Origin of the sequence: Mesorhizobium sp. M0166 (assembly GCF_040322255.1) — a bacterium.
GTDB lineage: Bacteria > Pseudomonadota > Alphaproteobacteria > Rhizobiales > Rhizobiaceae > Mesorhizobium.
In genome coordinates, this window is record NZ_JAMYTD010000033.1 from 18,429 (window position 1) to 33,574 (window position 15,146).

Here is a 15,146-nt window from a genome sequence, read left to right on the forward strand (position 1 = left end):
CCGGATCGTCACCGTTGCCGCTCTGGCGCCAACAGCCCTTTCGGCATCGCAACGAAACCAACCGGGAAAACCAAATGAAAAAATCAGTCATCGCAACCGCAATGGTACTGGCCCTCGCATCTTCGAGCGGTGCCTTCGCCAAGGCGGTCACCGGCACCATCGCGAGTGTCGATAAGAGTGGCGATTCGATCACTCTGTCCGACGGCAAGACGTTCATCTTGCCGGAAGGGATTGAGGCCGAGACACTCAAGGTCGGTGAAAAGGTCGTCGTTACCTATTCGGCCAAGGCCGGCAAACTAGTGGTTTCCAGTATTCACCAGGCCAAGTAACAGGTGTCAGACGAAATGCCTACAATCGGGCTGGCCCGCCAGCCCGATTCCTTGCCGGCAGCCAGCAAATTCCAGTCGGCACGGTCCTGGGGTACCGCGCGGCACATCTCGGAATGCACACGGCGGACATTCGCCTTCCGGTCTGCAGCAGCCGTGAATGTCTTCCGTCAATCCAGCGCGCGCAGATAGCGGATGGGGCGCCCACCAGCAATCCGGTCGGCGGCTGTCGCTATGGAATTGGCGTCGATTCCGAAGTGCCGGTAAAGATCACCGATTGTCCCGGACTGGCCAAAGTGCTCGACGCCGAGACTTCGCGTGCGATGGCCGTATACCGAGCCCAGCCAGCCGAGCGCGGCCGGATGGCCGTCGGCGACCGTGACGATCGCACAATGGGCTGGAAGCTCCTCGAACAGCCGTTCGACATGGCTTCTGGCATGAACAAGGCCGCGTTCGCGTGCGCGGCTTGCCGCCGTCCAGCCTGCGTTCAACCGATCGGCCGAAGTCACTGCCAAAAGACCGACGTCGCGACGATCCTCCGCCATCATGCCGACCGCCTCGATGGCTTCCGGCGCGACGGCGCCTGTATAGGCGACGATCACCTCCGCATTCGGACCCGGGGGCCGCAGCCAATAGCCGCCGTCGACAATGTCCTGCTCAAGGTCCTGCGTCATGGTTCGAATGATCTGATCAATGGGGCGCGTCGAGAGCCGCAGATAGACCGAGCCGCCGGTCTCGTCGCGCAGCCAGGTGCGCTCCGACTGGACGACGTCGCCGTCGCGCTGCAGGTAATCCAGTGCAAAACGCGTTATGACGCTCAACTCATCGACGAATGCCGGCTCGTAAGCCGCAAGCCCGTCCTGCGCCATGCCGATCAACTGGGTGGCGATCGACTGATGCGCGCCACCCTCCGGCGCCAGCGTGACGCCCGACGGGGTGGCTGCAAGGAGAAAGCGCGCATCCTGGTAGCAGGCATAGTTGAGCGCATCGAGACCGCGCTGGATGAACGGATCGTAGAGCGTGCCGATCGGCAACAGCCGTTTGCCGAAAACCGAATGCGACAGCCCTAGCGCCGACAGCAGGATGAACAGATTGTTCTCGGCAATGCCGAGTTCGATGTGCTGGCCGGATGGGCCGAATTCCCATTTCTGCGCCGAGGCTATGCGTTCGCTGCGGAAAGTGTCGGCAAGCGAGCTTCGCGCGAACAGGCCGCGCCGGTTGACCCAGGGTCCGAGATTGGTCGAAACAGTGACGTCGGGCGATGTCGTGACGATAGCGTCGGCAAGCGGCCCGCCCGTCCGTGCAATCTCGTCCAGGATCCTGCCGAATCCGATCTGGGTGGAGACGCTGCCCTTGGCTTCCGGGCCGAGGCGATCGGGGACCAGGATGCGTTGGGCGTGCCGGCGGCGTCGGCCTTTCGCGGCAAAAGGTACCGCATCGAGGAAACGTCGAAGATCAACCTTGCCAATATCCAAGCCTTCGAAGGCATCCCACTCCCGCCCCTCACCGATCGACATCGAGGCGCGAAAGACGGCCATCTGATCCTTGGTCATCAGCCCGGCATGATTGTCTTTGTGGCCAGCGAGCGGCAGGCCGAAACCTTTTATCGTATAGGCGATGAAGCAGGTCGGCCGGTCGTGGCCGCGCGCCCTCTCGAAAGCTTCGATCAGGCACTGCAGGTCGTGGCCAGCGAGATTTGTCATCAGTGCGGCGACTTCAGCATCGGATCGCCGGTCGAGAAGTGATTTCAGGCCCGGCTTTTCGCCGATATCGGCAAACAGCCGCTTGCGCCAGGCGCCGCCGCCTTGAAAGGTCAGCGCCGAATAGAGCTGGTTCGGGCAGCCGTCGATCCAGGCCTTCAACGCCTCGCCGCCCGGCTGGGCAAAAGCGGCTTCGAGCAGCTTGCCGTATTTCAGGATGACCACATCCCAGCCGAAATTCCTGAAGAAGTTTTCGAAGCGTTCCCAAAGGCCTTCGCGCACAACGGCATCGAGGCTCTGGCGATTGTAGTCAACGATCCACCAGCAGTTGCGCAGGCCATGTTTCCAGCCTTCGAGCAGCGCCTCGAAGATGTTGCCTTCGTCCATCTCGGCATCGCCGAGCAGCGCCACCATGCGGCCCTCGGGCATGCTTTCGTCGCGAGCGCTGAGATAATCCTGCACAAGGGAGGCAAACAGCGTCTGCGCGACGCCGAGACCTACCGAGCCGGTGGAGAAATCGACGTCATCGACATCCTTGGTCCGCGACGGATAGCTTTGCGCGCCACCGAAGGCGCGAAATCCTTCGAGCTTCTCCCTCGTCTGATTGCCCAGAAGATACTGGATGGCGTGGAACACCGGCGAGGCGTGCGGCTTCACCGCGATTCGGTCGTCCGGCCTCAGCACCAAGAAATACAGCGCGGTCATGATCGTCACCAGCGAAGCCGAGGACGCCTGGTGTCCGCCAACCTTCAGGCCGTCGGTGTTTTCGCGCAGGTGATTGGCGTTATGGATCATCCAAGTCGACAGCCAGAGCACCTTCTTCTCCAGCGCCGAAAGTGCCTCCAGTTTTTGTTTGTCCATGCTGCAAGACTCCCGGTTGCGATCGTCGCAATCATAGGGCTGAGCAAAAACCGATTGTCGCTAAACTTGCAGGAGATTGGCACTTGCGTTAGCTGGTTTCGGCAATATCGACCAATGGAGTAACTATCCATGCCAAAACGCCGACTGGACGATATCGACCGAAAGATCATTGCCGCGCTGCAGGTCGATGGCCGGATGACGGCTCAGCAGCTTGCCGATCGGGTCGGTCTTTCGGCCTCGCCCTGCGCCCGCCGGGTCCGGCTAATGGAGGACATGGGGGTCATCACCGGCTATGCCGCCCTGATCGACCAGGACATGGTCGACCTGCCGATCTCGGTGTTCGCCTCGATCAAGCTGGAGCGCCAGCGCGAGAACGAGCTGAAGCGGTTCAATGCGGCGATCGCACGCTGGCCGGAGGTGGTCGATTGCTATCTGATGACTGGCCAGCGCGATTATCTGCTGCGTGTGGTGGTGCGCGATTTGCACGCCTATGAGCGCTTCCTGAAGGAAAAGCTGACGCGGCTCGATGGCGTCTCCTCGATCGAGTCCAGCTTCGCGCTTGCGCAGATCAAGCGGTCGAACCGGCTGCCGGTCGAGACATGATTTTTTCTAAACGTTGGCAAGTCAATCGCTTAGGTTCCCCGGTTCGAACAGCACGATTTCGCCCGGTGGTGACTGCAGCGGCCGGTTTTGCGATTGGTTTTTTTGGCTGACGGGCGGATACGCCATCGCTGGCGTGCGCGAACTTGTCTGCGAGGCAGCATGTTCGTTCGAGGCGTGACGCCCAAAAACGGACGGCCCGCGGTCAGGCCAGCCGCTTGAGTGCCGTTTCGGCCCAAAGCACTGGGTCGGTTATGCGGTAGAATTGTCGCGTCGCGGCCAAGGCAGACGGGCCGACGTCGACCATGACGCCGATGATGGTCATGTCATCGCATTTGAATGAAGATCCAAGCTGCCTTGGACACCAGCCGATCGATGCCAAGCGGTCGAACCAGTAGTCCTCGCAGACAATGGTCAGATTGCTTATGCCTCTTTGAATGCAGAATTCCAGAATCCCGCAGTAGATCACGCCGGCGGCCTGACAGGGTCGGCCGGGGTCGCGAAAATCCCGGGCCACGAAAAACCTGGTCCACTCAAAGATATCGGGTCGGCGCGGCACGCCACCCTCGGCAAGTTGCGGAAAGATTTCGCTCATCAGATGCGGTCTTAGGCTGGGCACCAGCCGGGATCCGGCAACGACACCCCTTCCCGGCTGGATGCCGAGCAGATGAATCGCTTCTGGTGTATCAAAGGGGTCGATCTCGCGACTGTCGGGGCGCCTCAGCTCGTGCCAGCCACGTTCATCGACATAGATTTCGTGTCGCAGACGGAAGTAACTGTCGAGATCGCCTCGATAGGCAAAGCTGTTTGACGCGTCGACGACGTGGACCTGAATCATTGCGGTTCCTCGAGATGGAACCCCATCCGACCACGTGACGATTGCCCATGAAATACCTAGATCTGAGGATGGATTAAAGTTCGATTTCGCGCCTGCGATAAGCCTCGACGATGGCGTGCACGACATTGGCGGTGCTGAGCTTCTGCTTGATGTTGCGCAGGTGGGTCGTCACGGTGTTTTCCGAAATTCCAAGTATTCGGGAAACCTCCCATGCGGTCTTCCCGCCAGCGACCCACTGCAGGATTTCACGCTCCCGTTGGGAAAGCTTTTGTCTCGGCCGCCTGAGCGAGCTGCCAACGAGTCGTTCGGCAGCCGAGTAGGCATGGCGCGCAAGGGCATGAACGGTGCAGCGCACCGTCGGCGCCAAATCAATTTCGCGTCCGGCAACCGTTACACAGGCCGGATCGCCGAATGAGGCTTGGATTGGAATGCAGATCCCGTCCCAAAGCCCAAACTCTTTTGCCTCATCCATCACCTTCCTGGCATTGCCGTTCGTCAGGCCCTGATGGACGTCCCTCCAAAGGAACGGCCCAATCGCACTACGGCACAAAGCAACGCAAGGGTCATGGCGATAGTGTCCGGCAGCCATGTAGTGGCTGTACCATTCCCCCGGCCAACCGTTAACAAGGATGTGTCCATCCAGTGATCCGGTGTCCTGGCGTGGCAATTCGGTGACGAGACAGGCTGCATAGCCGTGACGTTCGATGCTCTTGCGCAGTTGCCGAATGATTTCGGCGACGCTGCTTGCACGATCAATCAGCGCGGTTGCTTCAAAGATTTGCGTTAGCTGGTGCTGTAAGACGCTCCCATGAACCGCCGACATTTCACGCCCCTTCAATGTACTGAGACAAAGAAAGAATAAATAAGTTGGACCCGACCGCAACCTGCGGCATGACGTTTGACTACTATAGTAGGTGGCACTAAAGGGCGCATTCTGACTGCCTCGCCGCATGAGGCTGAGGTCGGTTTTTGCTCGCAATCTAAGGTTGCTTCGCCAAGGTACCGGCTTGTCCCAGGAGCAGCTCGCGGACCTTGCCGGCCTTGATCGCAACTATGTCGGCAAGCTGGAGCGGGAGGAGAACTCACCGACCGTCGATACCTTGGAGGTACTGGCGTTGGCGTTGCAAGTTGACGTGGAGCAGCTCATCCGTCGCAACGCGCCGTGATCCACCGGCCAGCAGGCGGCGGGAGCGTCAGGATTTTCTGCTGCGTCGCGTACGCGGCGTCAGGGCTGGGGCGTCTTTGCCTGGCCGTTTGGTCAAATCCTCGATGTCAACGCTTAATGCGGTGGCAAGCTTTGCAAGCGACAGAATTGTGGGATTGCGCCGGCCGGCTTCGAGACCACTCAGATAGGCGCGCGTGAACCCTGAACGGAACGACAGTTCCTCTTGAGAGAGGGCTTGTGCGCGCCGGATCCTCTGTACGTTCAAACCGACAACCACCCGTAGGTCCATGAGGGCATGGTCGTCGCTGCGTACACTTTAGGACGACACACTATAGTGAACATTCTTCATTGACAGGCGCCGCCATTGCTGCTTTTCTCATCATATTGCGGAACGCCATTCCGAAATAAGGAACGCCGGTGACAGGAAATCTTTCGTTGAAACGCGGCCTTGCGGTTCTCAACGTGCTCAAGGACGCGGACGAAGCGGTCGGGGTGCGCGAGCTCGCCCGCCGGCTTGAGCAGAGTGCTCCCGCCGTGCAGCGAATTCTCAACACCCTGGCAGAGCAGGGCTATGTCGAGCAGTCGCCAGACTCGCGGCGCTACCGGCTCGGGCATTCCGTCCTGGCGCTGGCGCGGAAGGTCCTGGGCAGAGATCGCCTCGTCGGCTTGGCTGAAATCGAACTGCAGGCGCTGGCCGCCGAGGGTTGCTTCAACGCGTTCCTGGGCATCAGGCGAGGCAATCGCGGTATTTATCTCCTGACCGTGCAAAGCAAGAGTCCGGTCGTCATTCGCTCGTCACCCGGCGAAACGTTCCCCTTGCACTCCACCGCCTTGGGCAAGGCACTCCTGATGGAGCTGAGCGGCGAAGCGGTCATCGAGATTATCGGACGGGGTCCGCTCGAGCGGGTTGCCGTACGCACCGTCACTGATCCGCACAAGCTCGTGGCTCAGATCAGAGCGTGCGAGTCTATCGGTTACACAACCTCCCTGGACGAGAACTTTACCGGGCTGATCGCGGTCGGCGCGCCGCTTCGCGATGCATCGGGCATGATCACCGCGGCGATAAGCGTGGCCTACCCCCGGTCTGTTGGGCCGCATGTGGAGATCGCCGAGGTGGGAGAGGCAGTAATTGGGGCTGCGGCGCGCATCTCAGCGGGCCTCGGCTTTCCGGAGGCAAAACAGGCTCGGGATTCCCACCATGCTGCTTAACGAGGCCCGCCTGAAACAACGCATGTCGGCAGCCGGGCTTGATGCCCTTATAGCGACGACGCCGGAAAACGTGACCTATATGAGCGGCTTCTGGGCTCTGCCGCAATGGATCCGTCGTGGCCCGCAGGCCTATGTGGTGTGGCCGGCTCCTGACAAGGGCACGCCTGAAATCATCGCCAGCACCAGCACTCTCGACCTCGTTGCCGATCAGGACGTCTGGGTAAGCAAGGTGCGGCGCTATGGCGACTTTTACGCCGATGTGGGTTCCTCGACCGCCATGGACCGCGCCAGTGAACGGCACCTCCAGCTTCGCGAGCTGCCGAGGCATCGCGATGCCATTACGGCTCTGATCGCGGCACTGGAAGAAGCCCAGCTCGGCCGCGGGCGGATCGGCATAGACGAGGCGGGGCTCGCGCCAGGATACCTGGAAGCCCTCAGAGCCCATTTTCTCAATGCGTCGTTCCTACCAGCCACCGCGTTGCTTCGCGAGGTTCGTGCCGTAAAGACGGCAGATGAGATCGAACGGCTCGGCCAAGTTGCCCAGATTGCCGAACGCTCCATTCAAGCAGCACTCGCAGTCGCTCAGGAAGGCGCCACCGAAGCAGATCTGGCGCGCGCTTTTCACGTCAGGACGGTTGAGGAAGGCGCCCTGCCCGTACTGGGATGCATCGGCTTTGGCGAGCGCAGCGCACTCATGAACGTCCAGCCGTCGGACCGCAAGTTGCGCGCTGGAGAAATCATCCGCTTCGACGTCGGTGGCCGGTTTCGGCACTACCGCGCCGACATTGCCCGCATCGCCACGCTGGGCGAGCCGCCGCCGCAGGCGCATCGGCTTCAGCAGGCGCTGCTGCGCGGCGTTCAGCATGCCTGCGATATCATCCGGCCCGGCATGCCGGCAGCACAGCTTTTCGAGGCGGTCGTGCGTGTGGTTCAGCGCGAAGGAATTGCCCACTACGAGCGCGATCACGTCGGCCACGGCATCGGCCTTGATGGTTACGATGCGCCGACGCTTTCGGCGGGGAGTACCGACGTCCTGGAAGAAGGAATGGTGCTGTGCGTGGAGACCCCTTACTACGAAATCGGCCGCTGGGGACTCCAGGTGGAGGACATGGTGGTTGTTCGCCAGGGCGGAGTGGAGCGGCTGACAGAGACGCACAATGCAATCACCCGGGTGCCGTCATGAGCCGCGCGGCAGGTTTTTCCTGTATTCGATGCGGCGCCTTGTTCCCGAGCGATACCAAAATCGACTCACGCGGCTGCCTGATATGCTGTGGTGAAGCGCCAGCCAATCTTAAGGTCGTCTACGATCCGTCCGGAGCGACATCGGCCGCTTCCGCAGGGGCTGGCGCGCTCCCCTCGCTGTGGCGCTATGCCGACATGCTTCCTTGCGGGCTCAGCGATGCAATCTCGCTGGGCGAGGGTCTGACGCCGCTGCTGAGCGCCGAGAGGCTGGGAAAGCAGCTCGGAGTGCCCAAGCTTCTTATCAAGGACGAGGGCGCGAACCCCACGTGGTCCCACAAGGACCGCTTCTCGACCGTGGCGGTGTCCATGGCACGTTTGAGTGGTGCACGCGTCGTGGCGACTGCTTCGTCGGGCAACGCCGGGGCCTCACTTGCCGCCTATGCTGCACGGGCGGGCCTGAAATGCGTCGTTGTGACATTCTCAGGCACCGCCGGCGCAATGTTGGCGCAGATCCGCAAATACGGCGCCAGCGTCGTATCCCTGGCCGACAAATCCCATCGCTGGCCATTACTTGCCGCTGGTACCGAGCGCCTCGGATGGTTTGCGACGTCGCCGTTTCACAGCCCCGTGGTGGGCAGCCATCCTGTCGGGATCGAGGGCTACAAGACCCTGGCTTACGAGATCGTCGAACAGATGCACGGAGCCGTGCCGGACTGGTGCGCCTTGCCTGTTTGCTATGGCGACGCGCTAGCCGGGCTCTGGGCGGGATTCAAGGACCTTCTTAGCCAAGGCAGGATCGATCGGTTGCCGAGACTCGTGGCGGCGGAAGTGCACGGATCTTTGGCCAAAGCGCTTGCCGGCAATGCCGATCTGGTTGCCGAGGTTCCCGCGGGCTTCGACACGCTGGCCATCTCGATCGGCACCACACGAAGCACGTTTCAGGCGCTCAACGCGCTGCGCGAATCTGGTGGCATGGCGATGCCGGTCGGCAATTTCGGCCTGATAGCCATGCAGCGGCAGCTTGCGGGCACCGAGGGGGTTTTTGCCGAGCTTGCCTCGGTGACGCCATTTGCGGCTATTGAATCCCTGAGACGGGAGGGCACGATCGCGCAGTCGGACAGAGTCGTTGCCATTGTGACAGCGAGCGGCCTCAAGGACTTGGATCGTTCGACCGGCCCGGCCCACGCACAACAATCGTTTCGGTCAGTTGCAGAAGCCTGGGAACACCTTGCCGGGGACCGTGACTATTTCACGTCCTCTCATGAACAACGCGCGACCAGGATGTCCTGAAGAGGAGATAGAGGCGATCATGGACGGATGCGACTTCTGATCGACTGATGATCCCGTCCGCCACCGGACGGTATTGCGACTTCCAAAAGCTATCCACGAGAGGCAAATTCAACTCGCTTGGCGAGCGGAACCTCGATTCAATAATGAAAGGGGAATTTTCATGCTTGGCAAAACTCTCATCGGCTGGCTCGCAGCCCTCGGCGTCGCAATCGCAACTCAGGCGATGGCTGAGGAAACCCTCAGGGTCGGCGTCACGCCAACCGGGGTGCCGTTCACGTTTGTCGATACCGCAACCCGAAAGCCGACTGGCGCGATGGTCGATCTGGCAAGCGCGATTGCCGCAAACCTTGGCACGACGGCCGACTTCCAGGTAAACGCTTTTCCAGCCCTGATCCCGGCATTGACGACCGACAAGATCAATCTGATTTCCGCCAGCATGTTCATAACCGACAAGCGCAAGCAGGTGATCAATTTCAGCACGCCGATTTACGCCTATGGCGAGGCGATGTTTGTTGCTGCCGGCGACAGCAAGAACTACACGATCGAAGAGCTGAGAGGTGAGACCGTCGGGGCGCAGATCGGCTCGACCTACGCCGATGCTCTGGAAGCGCTTGGCGTCTTCGGTCAAGTCAAGCTCTACGACTCAATCGCTGACATGATGCGTGATGTAGTCCTGGGCCGCATCAAGGCCGGCTTTGGTGACGCCCCGATCGTCGCTTATCAGCTTTCAAAAAACCCCGACCTGGGTGTTCGCCTCGTCGACGGCTATCGGCCGATGAAAAAAGGCGAAGTCGCGTTGGCGGTTGCCAAGGAAAATCCACTGCTTCTCGAAAAGGTGAATGCCTCCATCGCCAAGCTGAAGGAAAGCGGCGAATTCAGCCGAATTTTTTCCAAATATGGCCTCTGAAGCCATCCCCTCGAGCTCGAAACAAGCACCGGCTGGCAGGACCATAGGATCGCATCGCAATGACCGGCCCTGACGGCCGGGAACGTGCCAAGAGGAAGCCGGCCATGACCAATTTCATCGCGCACGCAAGGGAATATCTACCGCTTCTTCTTCAAGGCGTTTGGCTGACCGTCATGATAACCGTTCTTGCGCTGTGTCTGGCGACGGCGCTCGGCCTTGTATGGGCGCTGTTCAGGACATCGGGGATACGCTGTCTCGCCGTGCCGACGCAGCTGCTTGTCGACTTCGTGCGCGGCATACCACTGCTGGTGGTTCTCTTTTATATCTACTTTGTCGCGCCCGAGATCGGCATCAACCTGACCGCGCTCCAGGCCGGCACGATCGGGCTGGGCCTGGCTCACTCCTGCTATCTCGGGGAAACCTTCCGCGCGGGCATCGAGGCGGTCCACAAGGGTCAGGTCGAAGCGGCAAAATCGATCGGGATGAAGCGTCCGATGATGATGCGCCGCGTCGTGCTGCCGCAGGCGGTCAAGATCATCCTGCCGCCTTACGCCAACAACATGATCATGCTGCTGAAGGACTCCTCGCTTGTGTCGGTGATTTCGGTTCAGGAGTTGACCATGCAGGGTAAGATGCTTGCGTCGTCCACTTTCGACAACATGACAGTTTTTACCTTGGTGGCACTGCTTTACCTGTGCCTGACGGTTCCGCTGAACCTGCTTATGCGCAGAGTCGAGAGCTATCTTGGGGCGACGGGATGATCACCTTCGATGACGTGCACAAGTCCTTCGGCGCCCATGAAGTCCTCAAGGGAATCAACGCCGAGATCGCCAAGGGGCAGGTCGTATGTTTGATCGGGCCCTCGGGTTCCGGCAAATCGACGCTTCTACGATGTGTGAACGGACTTGAGACCTATCAGCGCGGTCGCATCAGCATCGACGGCACCGTGGTGGATGCCGCCTCGCCGCAGGTTCACGCCATCTGCACCCGTGTTTCCATGGTCTTCCAACGCTTCAACCTGTTTCCGCATCGCACAGCGCTGGAAAACGTCATGGAAGGGCCGCTCTACGTGCTGAAGGAAAACAGGAACCAGGCTCGCGAGCGCGCCATGGCATTGCTCAATCGCGTCGGCCTGACCGACAAGACGAATGCCTATCCCGCGTCATTGTCGGGCGGCCAACAGCAGCGCGTAGCCATCGCCCGCGCCCTGGCGATGCGCCCACAGGCCATTCTTTTCGACGAGCCCACCTCAGCACTCGACCCGGAAACAGTCGGCGAGGTCCTGCAGGTCATGCGCGCGCTCGCAGACGAGAACATGACCATGCTCGTGGTTACGCACGAAATTCAGTTCGCCCGCGAGGTCTCCGATAGCGTCCTCTTTCTCGACGGCGGCCGGATCGTTGAGCAAGGCCCGGCCAAGGAGCTACTTCGACATCCGAAACACGAACGCACTAGGGATTTTCTTCACCGGGTCATGCACCCTGTGTAACTGCTGGCCGATGTTGGCTTTGTCGCCTAGCCTGAATTCGGACCTGTCACAGCGTAGGGGGCAGGCCGTCCGCCGCCGCGAGGACGGCGTTTAAAGTTCTGCGGTTCCAAGGGAATCTCGTCCATGCCGTCTCTTCAGCCGGACGAATTTGCGTGAGAACAGTTGGTTCAAGAGGAATGGGGATTGGCCAATCCTTCAAACCGGCGAGCCAGTCGGGGTTGTAGACTGTATCGGAATGACGATGCCCTTCATCTGGCATTATCACGACGGTGGAGGCTTCCGGATTTTGCCTGGCGAACCAGGCGGCGACCAAGGCTGCGGCGCCGCTGGTCGGACCCATGAACAGCCCGTGATCGCGAAACAGTCCGTGCGCCATAGCGTAAGCCGGCAATGCGCCCACCCAATGAATGTCGTCGATCATCTCATGACGAACATTGTCCGGCAAAACGCTGTTGCCGAGCCCGCGCAGCATGCGACGTCCGACAGGCTGGCCAAAGAGCATGCTTCTGTGGGTATCGACAGCAATCATCCTGAGATCAGGAAAGAGCTCACGAAGAAAGCCTCCGGTTCCACAAAGCGATCCCCCAGTGCCCACGCAGCCGACGAGGCAATCGATACGGCCGAATGATCGCACAACGAGGTCGGCGAGACGCGCGTAGGCAAGGCGGTTTTCCGGACTGTCGTATTGCCGAGGCCAATACGTGCCCGGACTATCTTGCAGGGTCTGGTGAAGATACTCGAGCCGACCGCGCTGATTGCCGTCTCCCTGAGGATCGTCGATGGCCATGACTTTGGCACCAAGTTGTTCCAGACGCCGCCTGAGTTTCAGGTCGATGAGGCTGGAGGCCGTGACAAGTGTCAGCGCATAGCCACGAACCGCGGCCAGCATAGCGATGGCGAGGCCGAATGTGCCCGACGTCGTTTCGATGATGTGACCTTCCCGCCTGAGGCGCCCTGACGCTTCCGCCTGATCGACCATGAACCGGGCGGGGATCAGCTTCATGAGGGAAAAGCAGGCGGCGTTGAGGTTGGGTGCGAGTTGGGCAAAACGCGGCGTCTCGTAGGCGCGTAAATAGTCTGGCGCCGCGCTCACTGGATTAGCCCCGTTTCGGCATTAAGGGCAAACGTGTGGACGTCCTGGAGGCCTGCGCCGCTCACCTCCCTAGCGAGCTCAGCAGCACGCATGGCCGCCCTGGGTGCGTTGGCATCCAGAAGAATGCCGATCAACGTGCCACTGTGGGCCACCTGCACACCGCACGCGCCATGCGCCCGTGCTATATCCAAAACGGTGTTGAAGGATGCCTTCGGCAGGTGCCTCTGGCTGATACTGGCGCTGATGGTTGCGACACGTCCAAGCAGGCGGGGATCTTGTTGCCGGATGGAGCGGAGCGCCAGTCCCCGCAGAACACGGAACAGCCCGATTTCCTCACCATCATAGCGTGCCCGCGGCATGCTTAGCGTATCGATCGGCCGGGCACTGCCGTCCCTGAAACCCACCAAGAGAAGGGGCGGGAACTCGCCACCGAAGTGTTCGATCGTACGGCCCTCCCGGTGGGCGAAGAGGATAGGTTGGTCGCCGTAGGCAATGGCGTCGCTTGCGCCTTCCGCGGCCACCGCCAGTCGCGCAATTGTTGACTGGCGCAGCGTGAGGCCTGCTGCAGCTGCCACCGCACGAATTGCAGCAATGACGTCTGCGGTCGAGGAGCCATAGCCGTGCCCGATCATAATAGGGCTTTCGATCGTAAGTTCTCCACCTCCTCCAGCTACTCCGATATGCTGCAGCGTGAGGGCCGCGGCGCGTGCCGCTTTGGTCCGGTTTGCAGGCCGCGGTCGAATCCCAATTTGTTCATGCGGCCAGAAAGTCGCTAGCGACTCTTGCGAAGGGAGCGGCAGGGTTACGAGTCCGCGACAAAGCCTTCCGTTTTCCCCCTCAAAGACGCCTTGGAGGAATTCCCCATGATGGGCGTGCGCTCGTCCGACTCCTACCGCCAGAGGCAGCCTGATAGTCTCGTTGTTGATGTTGCTCGAATTTGTCCGATGGCCGGATCTCGGCATCCCCATCTTTGTCACCGCGTCATCTCCTCACCTGGACTTTGGCAGATGATGCGTATGACTGATCCATGCTGTCACTCGCCAAATCTTGGTAGCGCCACTGGCGGCGCATCATGCAAAGATACCGACAAGATCGCCCCATCAATTGGACCGCTTACCCCGTTCGCTCAGGTGCTAACCAAATCTAGCGATTGTTGCTGACGGATCGCCTCGCCTGCCCTATTGGCGTCGGCATGGCGAGGCGCTGTTTCCGACCGGTGGAAGAACGACAAGCCACCGTCGATCGAGAAGTTCGTGGAGACTTTCCGCGACGATTACGAATGCGCCAATTACCTCTTCAAAAAGCGCTGGCCGGGCGGCTTCGCATGCCCACGCTGCGTTCCAGGAAAACATGCCTCGAGGGGCGGCCGTGGCTTTTCGAATGCGCGGGCAAAGGGGAGAGGCCTGGATGCCGCAAGCAGACCTCGGTGATCGCCGGGACGGTTATGCAGGGCACGCACCTGCCGCTGCGCAAGTGGTTCCTGGCTGCGTACCTGATGGCGACGCATTCCAACTCCATTTCGGCGCTGCAGCTCCAGCCTAAGCTGGGCTTCTCCTACAAAACCGCCTGGCTGGTGCTCCACAAGCTCAGGCGGCAATGGTGAACCCCAACCGACACCGCTTTCCGGAGCTGTCGACGTGGACGAGTCCGCCATCCCGTATCGGCGCAAGGAGGACGCGCTGGAGAGGGGTGGCGGGAGCAGCACAGCCAACCAGATATGGATCGCTGGAGCGGTCGAGACAGTCGGCAACCATGGCGTCGGACGCATCAGGCTCGCGCGCATCGCGGGCCGGGCGGCTCAAAGCATCGTTCCGTTCGTGGTAGCGAACACCCTTCCCGGAGCGGCGTTGCAGACGGACTCCCTTGCCTCGTACGACAAGGTGCCCGGCCGTCGTCTCAGGAGGGGCAATCTAAGCAATAGGACCATGCCTGCCCGCATCGTTTTCAAGTGGATTCACGTCGTTTTTGCGAACCTGAAGCGCTGGGCGCTGGCACATTCCATGGCTTCCGGGAAAAAGCAACTCGACGCCTACCTCGGCGAGTTCGCTTTCCGCTGGAACCGGCGGCGCCATTTTCACAGCGCAATGGACACGATGCTCGGGATAGGCCAGCGACTCGAGCCCGTCACCTACCGCGGCATCGTCGGCGATACGACGCAGTGGAAGAAAGAGCACATCGGCGAAATCCTCAAGATGTGCCACCCGAACAAACGGATAATCGTGGAGGATCTCGCGAGCTACTACCGCGTCCACAGGATGAAGGTACTGGAGGAACTCACCTGGTGGGTGGGTCGCCTCAAGGAGGAGGATCCTGACGCGAATGGCGGCTTCCAATGGGATTTCGACGGCGTGCGAGAGTTCGATGAGCGGCGCCATTGCACGCGCCGGAAGGCGGAGGGGCCAGTGCTGGCGCTGCGGCGGCCAGGCGAGGAACGGCTGACGGGAAGGCGCTAGAGCGGGCCGGAGCGGATACTGGCGTTGCCTCCC

17 protein-coding genes and 1 pseudogene are annotated in these 15,146 nt (G+C 60.8%); 12 read left to right on the forward strand and 6 right to left on the reverse strand.

What is annotated here, in order from left to right; all coding sequences use genetic code 11:
• Positions 1 to 74: 74 nt before the first annotated feature.
• Positions 75 to 329, forward strand: coding sequence for a DUF1344 domain-containing protein (locus tag NKJ46_RS26405; protein ID WP_352566564.1), 255 nt, complete (start codon positions 75 to 77; stop codon positions 327 to 329).
• Between the two features lie 167 nt (positions 330 to 496).
• On the opposite strand, the gene NKJ46_RS26410 is transcribed toward NKJ46_RS26405, so the two are convergent.
• Positions 497 to 2,887, reverse strand: coding sequence for a thiamine pyrophosphate-binding protein (locus tag NKJ46_RS26410; RefSeq protein ID WP_352668762.1), 2,391 nt, complete (start codon positions 2,885 to 2,887; stop codon positions 497 to 499).
• Positions 2,888 to 3,016: 129 nt separating this feature from the next.
• On the opposite strand from NKJ46_RS26410, the gene NKJ46_RS26415 reads away from it, so the two are divergent.
• Positions 3,017 to 3,490 (forward strand): Lrp/AsnC family transcriptional regulator, encoded by a 474-nt coding sequence (locus NKJ46_RS26415; protein WP_352492895.1) that lies wholly within the window; start codon positions 3,017 to 3,019, stop codon positions 3,488 to 3,490.
• Positions 3,491 to 3,692: 202 nt separating this feature from the next.
• Here NKJ46_RS26415 and NKJ46_RS26420 read toward each other — a convergent pair whose 3' ends face one another.
• Together NKJ46_RS26420 and NKJ46_RS26425 are read right to left on the reverse strand one after the other, a co-directional pair.
• Positions 3,693 to 4,451, reverse strand: coding sequence for an acyl-homoserine-lactone synthase (locus NKJ46_RS26420; protein WP_352492896.1), 759 nt, complete (start codon positions 4,449 to 4,451; stop codon positions 3,693 to 3,695).
• Positions 4,399 to 5,148, reverse strand: coding sequence for an autoinducer binding domain-containing protein (locus NKJ46_RS26425; protein ID WP_352668765.1), 750 nt, complete (start codon positions 5,146 to 5,148; stop codon positions 4,399 to 4,401). The genes NKJ46_RS26420 and NKJ46_RS26425 overlap by 53 nt, the downstream gene beginning before the upstream one ends.
• A gap of 127 nt (positions 5,149 to 5,275) precedes the next feature.
• Here NKJ46_RS26425 and NKJ46_RS26430 point away from each other — a divergent pair, with 127 nt between their 5' ends.
• A complete protein-coding gene (locus NKJ46_RS26430) occupies positions 5,276 to 5,491 on the forward strand; it encodes a helix-turn-helix domain-containing protein (RefSeq protein WP_292654544.1) in 216 nt (71 codons plus the stop codon).
• 27 nt (positions 5,492 to 5,518) lie between these two features.
• On the opposite strand, the gene NKJ46_RS26435 is transcribed toward NKJ46_RS26430, so the two are convergent.
• Entirely contained in the window at positions 5,519 to 5,779 is a 261-nt protein-coding gene (locus NKJ46_RS26435; RefSeq protein WP_352492898.1) for a helix-turn-helix domain-containing protein, read from the reverse strand.
• A 146-nt stretch (positions 5,780 to 5,925) separates the two neighbouring features.
• Between NKJ46_RS26435 and NKJ46_RS26440 the strand changes: the two genes are divergently transcribed.
• The 6 genes from NKJ46_RS26440 to NKJ46_RS26465 all read left to right on the forward strand — a co-directional run bounded on the left by NKJ46_RS26440 (position 5,926) and on the right by NKJ46_RS26465 (position 11,567).
• Positions 5,926 to 6,699 (forward strand): IclR family transcriptional regulator, encoded by a 774-nt coding sequence (locus tag NKJ46_RS26440; protein ID WP_352566558.1) that lies wholly within the window; start codon positions 5,926 to 5,928, stop codon positions 6,697 to 6,699.
• Positions 6,689 to 7,882 (forward strand): M24 family metallopeptidase, encoded by a 1,194-nt coding sequence (locus NKJ46_RS26445; RefSeq protein WP_352668823.1) that lies wholly within the window; start codon positions 6,689 to 6,691, stop codon positions 7,880 to 7,882. Before NKJ46_RS26440 ends, NKJ46_RS26445 begins: the two co-directional genes overlap by 11 nt.
• Positions 7,879 to 9,171, forward strand: coding sequence for a threonine synthase (locus NKJ46_RS26450; RefSeq protein WP_352668766.1), 1,293 nt, complete (start codon positions 7,879 to 7,881; stop codon positions 9,169 to 9,171). The genes NKJ46_RS26445 and NKJ46_RS26450 overlap by 4 nt, the downstream gene beginning before the upstream one ends.
• Positions 9,172 to 9,331: 160 nt before the next feature.
• Positions 9,332 to 10,078 carry a substrate-binding periplasmic protein gene (locus NKJ46_RS26455; RefSeq protein WP_352668769.1) on the forward strand — a complete coding sequence of 249 codons (747 nt, stop codon included), beginning with the start codon at positions 9,332 to 9,334 and terminating at the stop codon, positions 10,076 to 10,078.
• A 104-nt stretch (positions 10,079 to 10,182) separates the two neighbouring features.
• Positions 10,183 to 10,839: an amino acid ABC transporter permease gene (locus NKJ46_RS26460; protein ID WP_352668770.1), complete on the forward strand. Its 657-nt coding sequence runs from the start codon at positions 10,183 to 10,185 to the stop codon at positions 10,837 to 10,839.
• Positions 10,836 to 11,567 carry an amino acid ABC transporter ATP-binding protein gene (locus tag NKJ46_RS26465; protein WP_352668772.1) on the forward strand — a complete coding sequence of 244 codons (732 nt, stop codon included), beginning with the start codon at positions 10,836 to 10,838 and terminating at the stop codon, positions 11,565 to 11,567. Before NKJ46_RS26460 ends, NKJ46_RS26465 begins: the two co-directional genes overlap by 4 nt.
• A gap of 46 nt (positions 11,568 to 11,613) precedes the next feature.
• Here NKJ46_RS26465 and NKJ46_RS26470 read toward each other — a convergent pair whose 3' ends face one another.
• Positions 11,614 to 12,660, reverse strand: a complete 1,047-nt coding sequence (locus tag NKJ46_RS26470; protein WP_352668773.1) for a pyridoxal-phosphate dependent enzyme — start codon at positions 12,658 to 12,660, stop codon at positions 11,614 to 11,616.
• Entirely contained in the window at positions 12,657 to 13,628 is a 972-nt protein-coding gene (locus NKJ46_RS26475) for a GHMP family kinase ATP-binding protein (protein WP_352668825.1), read from the reverse strand. Before NKJ46_RS26475 ends, NKJ46_RS26470 begins: the two co-directional genes overlap by 4 nt.
• A gap of 285 nt (positions 13,629 to 13,913) precedes the next feature.
• On the opposite strand from NKJ46_RS26475, the pseudogene NKJ46_RS26480 reads away from it, so the two are divergent.
• The 3 genes and pseudogenes from NKJ46_RS26480 to NKJ46_RS26490 all read left to right on the forward strand — a co-directional run.
• A pseudogene (locus NKJ46_RS26480) lies at positions 13,914 to 13,967 on the forward strand (hypothetical protein); the annotation flags it as partial.
• 17 nt (positions 13,968 to 13,984) lie between these two features.
• Positions 13,985 to 14,263, forward strand: coding sequence for a hypothetical protein (locus NKJ46_RS26485; RefSeq protein ID WP_352668833.1), 279 nt, complete (start codon positions 13,985 to 13,987; stop codon positions 14,261 to 14,263).
• Positions 14,166 to 15,113 (forward strand): IS1595 family transposase, encoded by a 948-nt coding sequence (locus tag NKJ46_RS26490; RefSeq protein WP_352668826.1) that lies wholly within the window; start codon positions 14,166 to 14,168, stop codon positions 15,111 to 15,113. The genes NKJ46_RS26485 and NKJ46_RS26490 overlap by 98 nt, the downstream gene beginning before the upstream one ends.
• Positions 15,114 to 15,146 lie beyond the last annotated feature (33 nt).

What these genes read in the sequence shown, in the direction of transcription:
- NKJ46_RS26475 (WP_352668825.1), bottom strand. Translation starts at nt 13,628, where the DNA reads ATGGGGATGCCGAGATCCGGCCATCGGACAAATTCGAGCAACATCAAC.
- NKJ46_RS26460 (WP_352668770.1), top strand. Translation starts at nt 10,183, where the DNA reads ATGACCAATTTCATCGCGCACGCAAGGGAATATCTACCGCTTCTTCTT.
- NKJ46_RS26485 (WP_352668833.1), top strand. Translation starts at nt 13,985, where the DNA reads ATGCCCACGCTGCGTTCCAGGAAAACATGCCTCGAGGGGCGGCCGTGG.
- NKJ46_RS26430 (WP_292654544.1), top strand. Translation starts at nt 5,276, where the DNA reads ATGAGGCTGAGGTCGGTTTTTGCTCGCAATCTAAGGTTGCTTCGCCAA.
- NKJ46_RS26445 (WP_352668823.1), top strand. Translation starts at nt 6,689, where the DNA reads ATGCTGCTTAACGAGGCCCGCCTGAAACAACGCATGTCGGCAGCCGGG.
- NKJ46_RS26405 (WP_352566564.1), top strand. Translation starts at nt 75, where the DNA reads ATGAAAAAATCAGTCATCGCAACCGCAATGGTACTGGCCCTCGCATCT.
- NKJ46_RS26410 (WP_352668762.1), bottom strand. Translation starts at nt 2,887, where the DNA reads ATGGACAAACAAAAACTGGAGGCACTTTCGGCGCTGGAGAAGAAGGTG.
- NKJ46_RS26420 (WP_352492896.1), bottom strand. Translation starts at nt 4,451, where the DNA reads ATGTCGTGCACGCCATCGTCGAGGCTTATCGCAGGCGCGAAATCGAAC.
- NKJ46_RS26455 (WP_352668769.1), top strand. Translation starts at nt 9,332, where the DNA reads ATGCTTGGCAAAACTCTCATCGGCTGGCTCGCAGCCCTCGGCGTCGCA.
- NKJ46_RS26415 (WP_352492895.1), top strand. Translation starts at nt 3,017, where the DNA reads ATGCCAAAACGCCGACTGGACGATATCGACCGAAAGATCATTGCCGCG.
- NKJ46_RS26425 (WP_352668765.1), bottom strand. Translation starts at nt 5,148, where the DNA reads ATGTCGGCGGTTCATGGGAGCGTCTTACAGCACCAGCTAACGCAAATC.
- NKJ46_RS26435 (WP_352492898.1), bottom strand. Translation starts at nt 5,779, where the DNA reads ATGGACCTACGGGTGGTTGTCGGTTTGAACGTACAGAGGATCCGGCGC.
- NKJ46_RS26450 (WP_352668766.1), top strand. Translation starts at nt 7,879, where the DNA reads ATGAGCCGCGCGGCAGGTTTTTCCTGTATTCGATGCGGCGCCTTGTTC.
- NKJ46_RS26465 (WP_352668772.1), top strand. Translation starts at nt 10,836, where the DNA reads ATGATCACCTTCGATGACGTGCACAAGTCCTTCGGCGCCCATGAAGTC.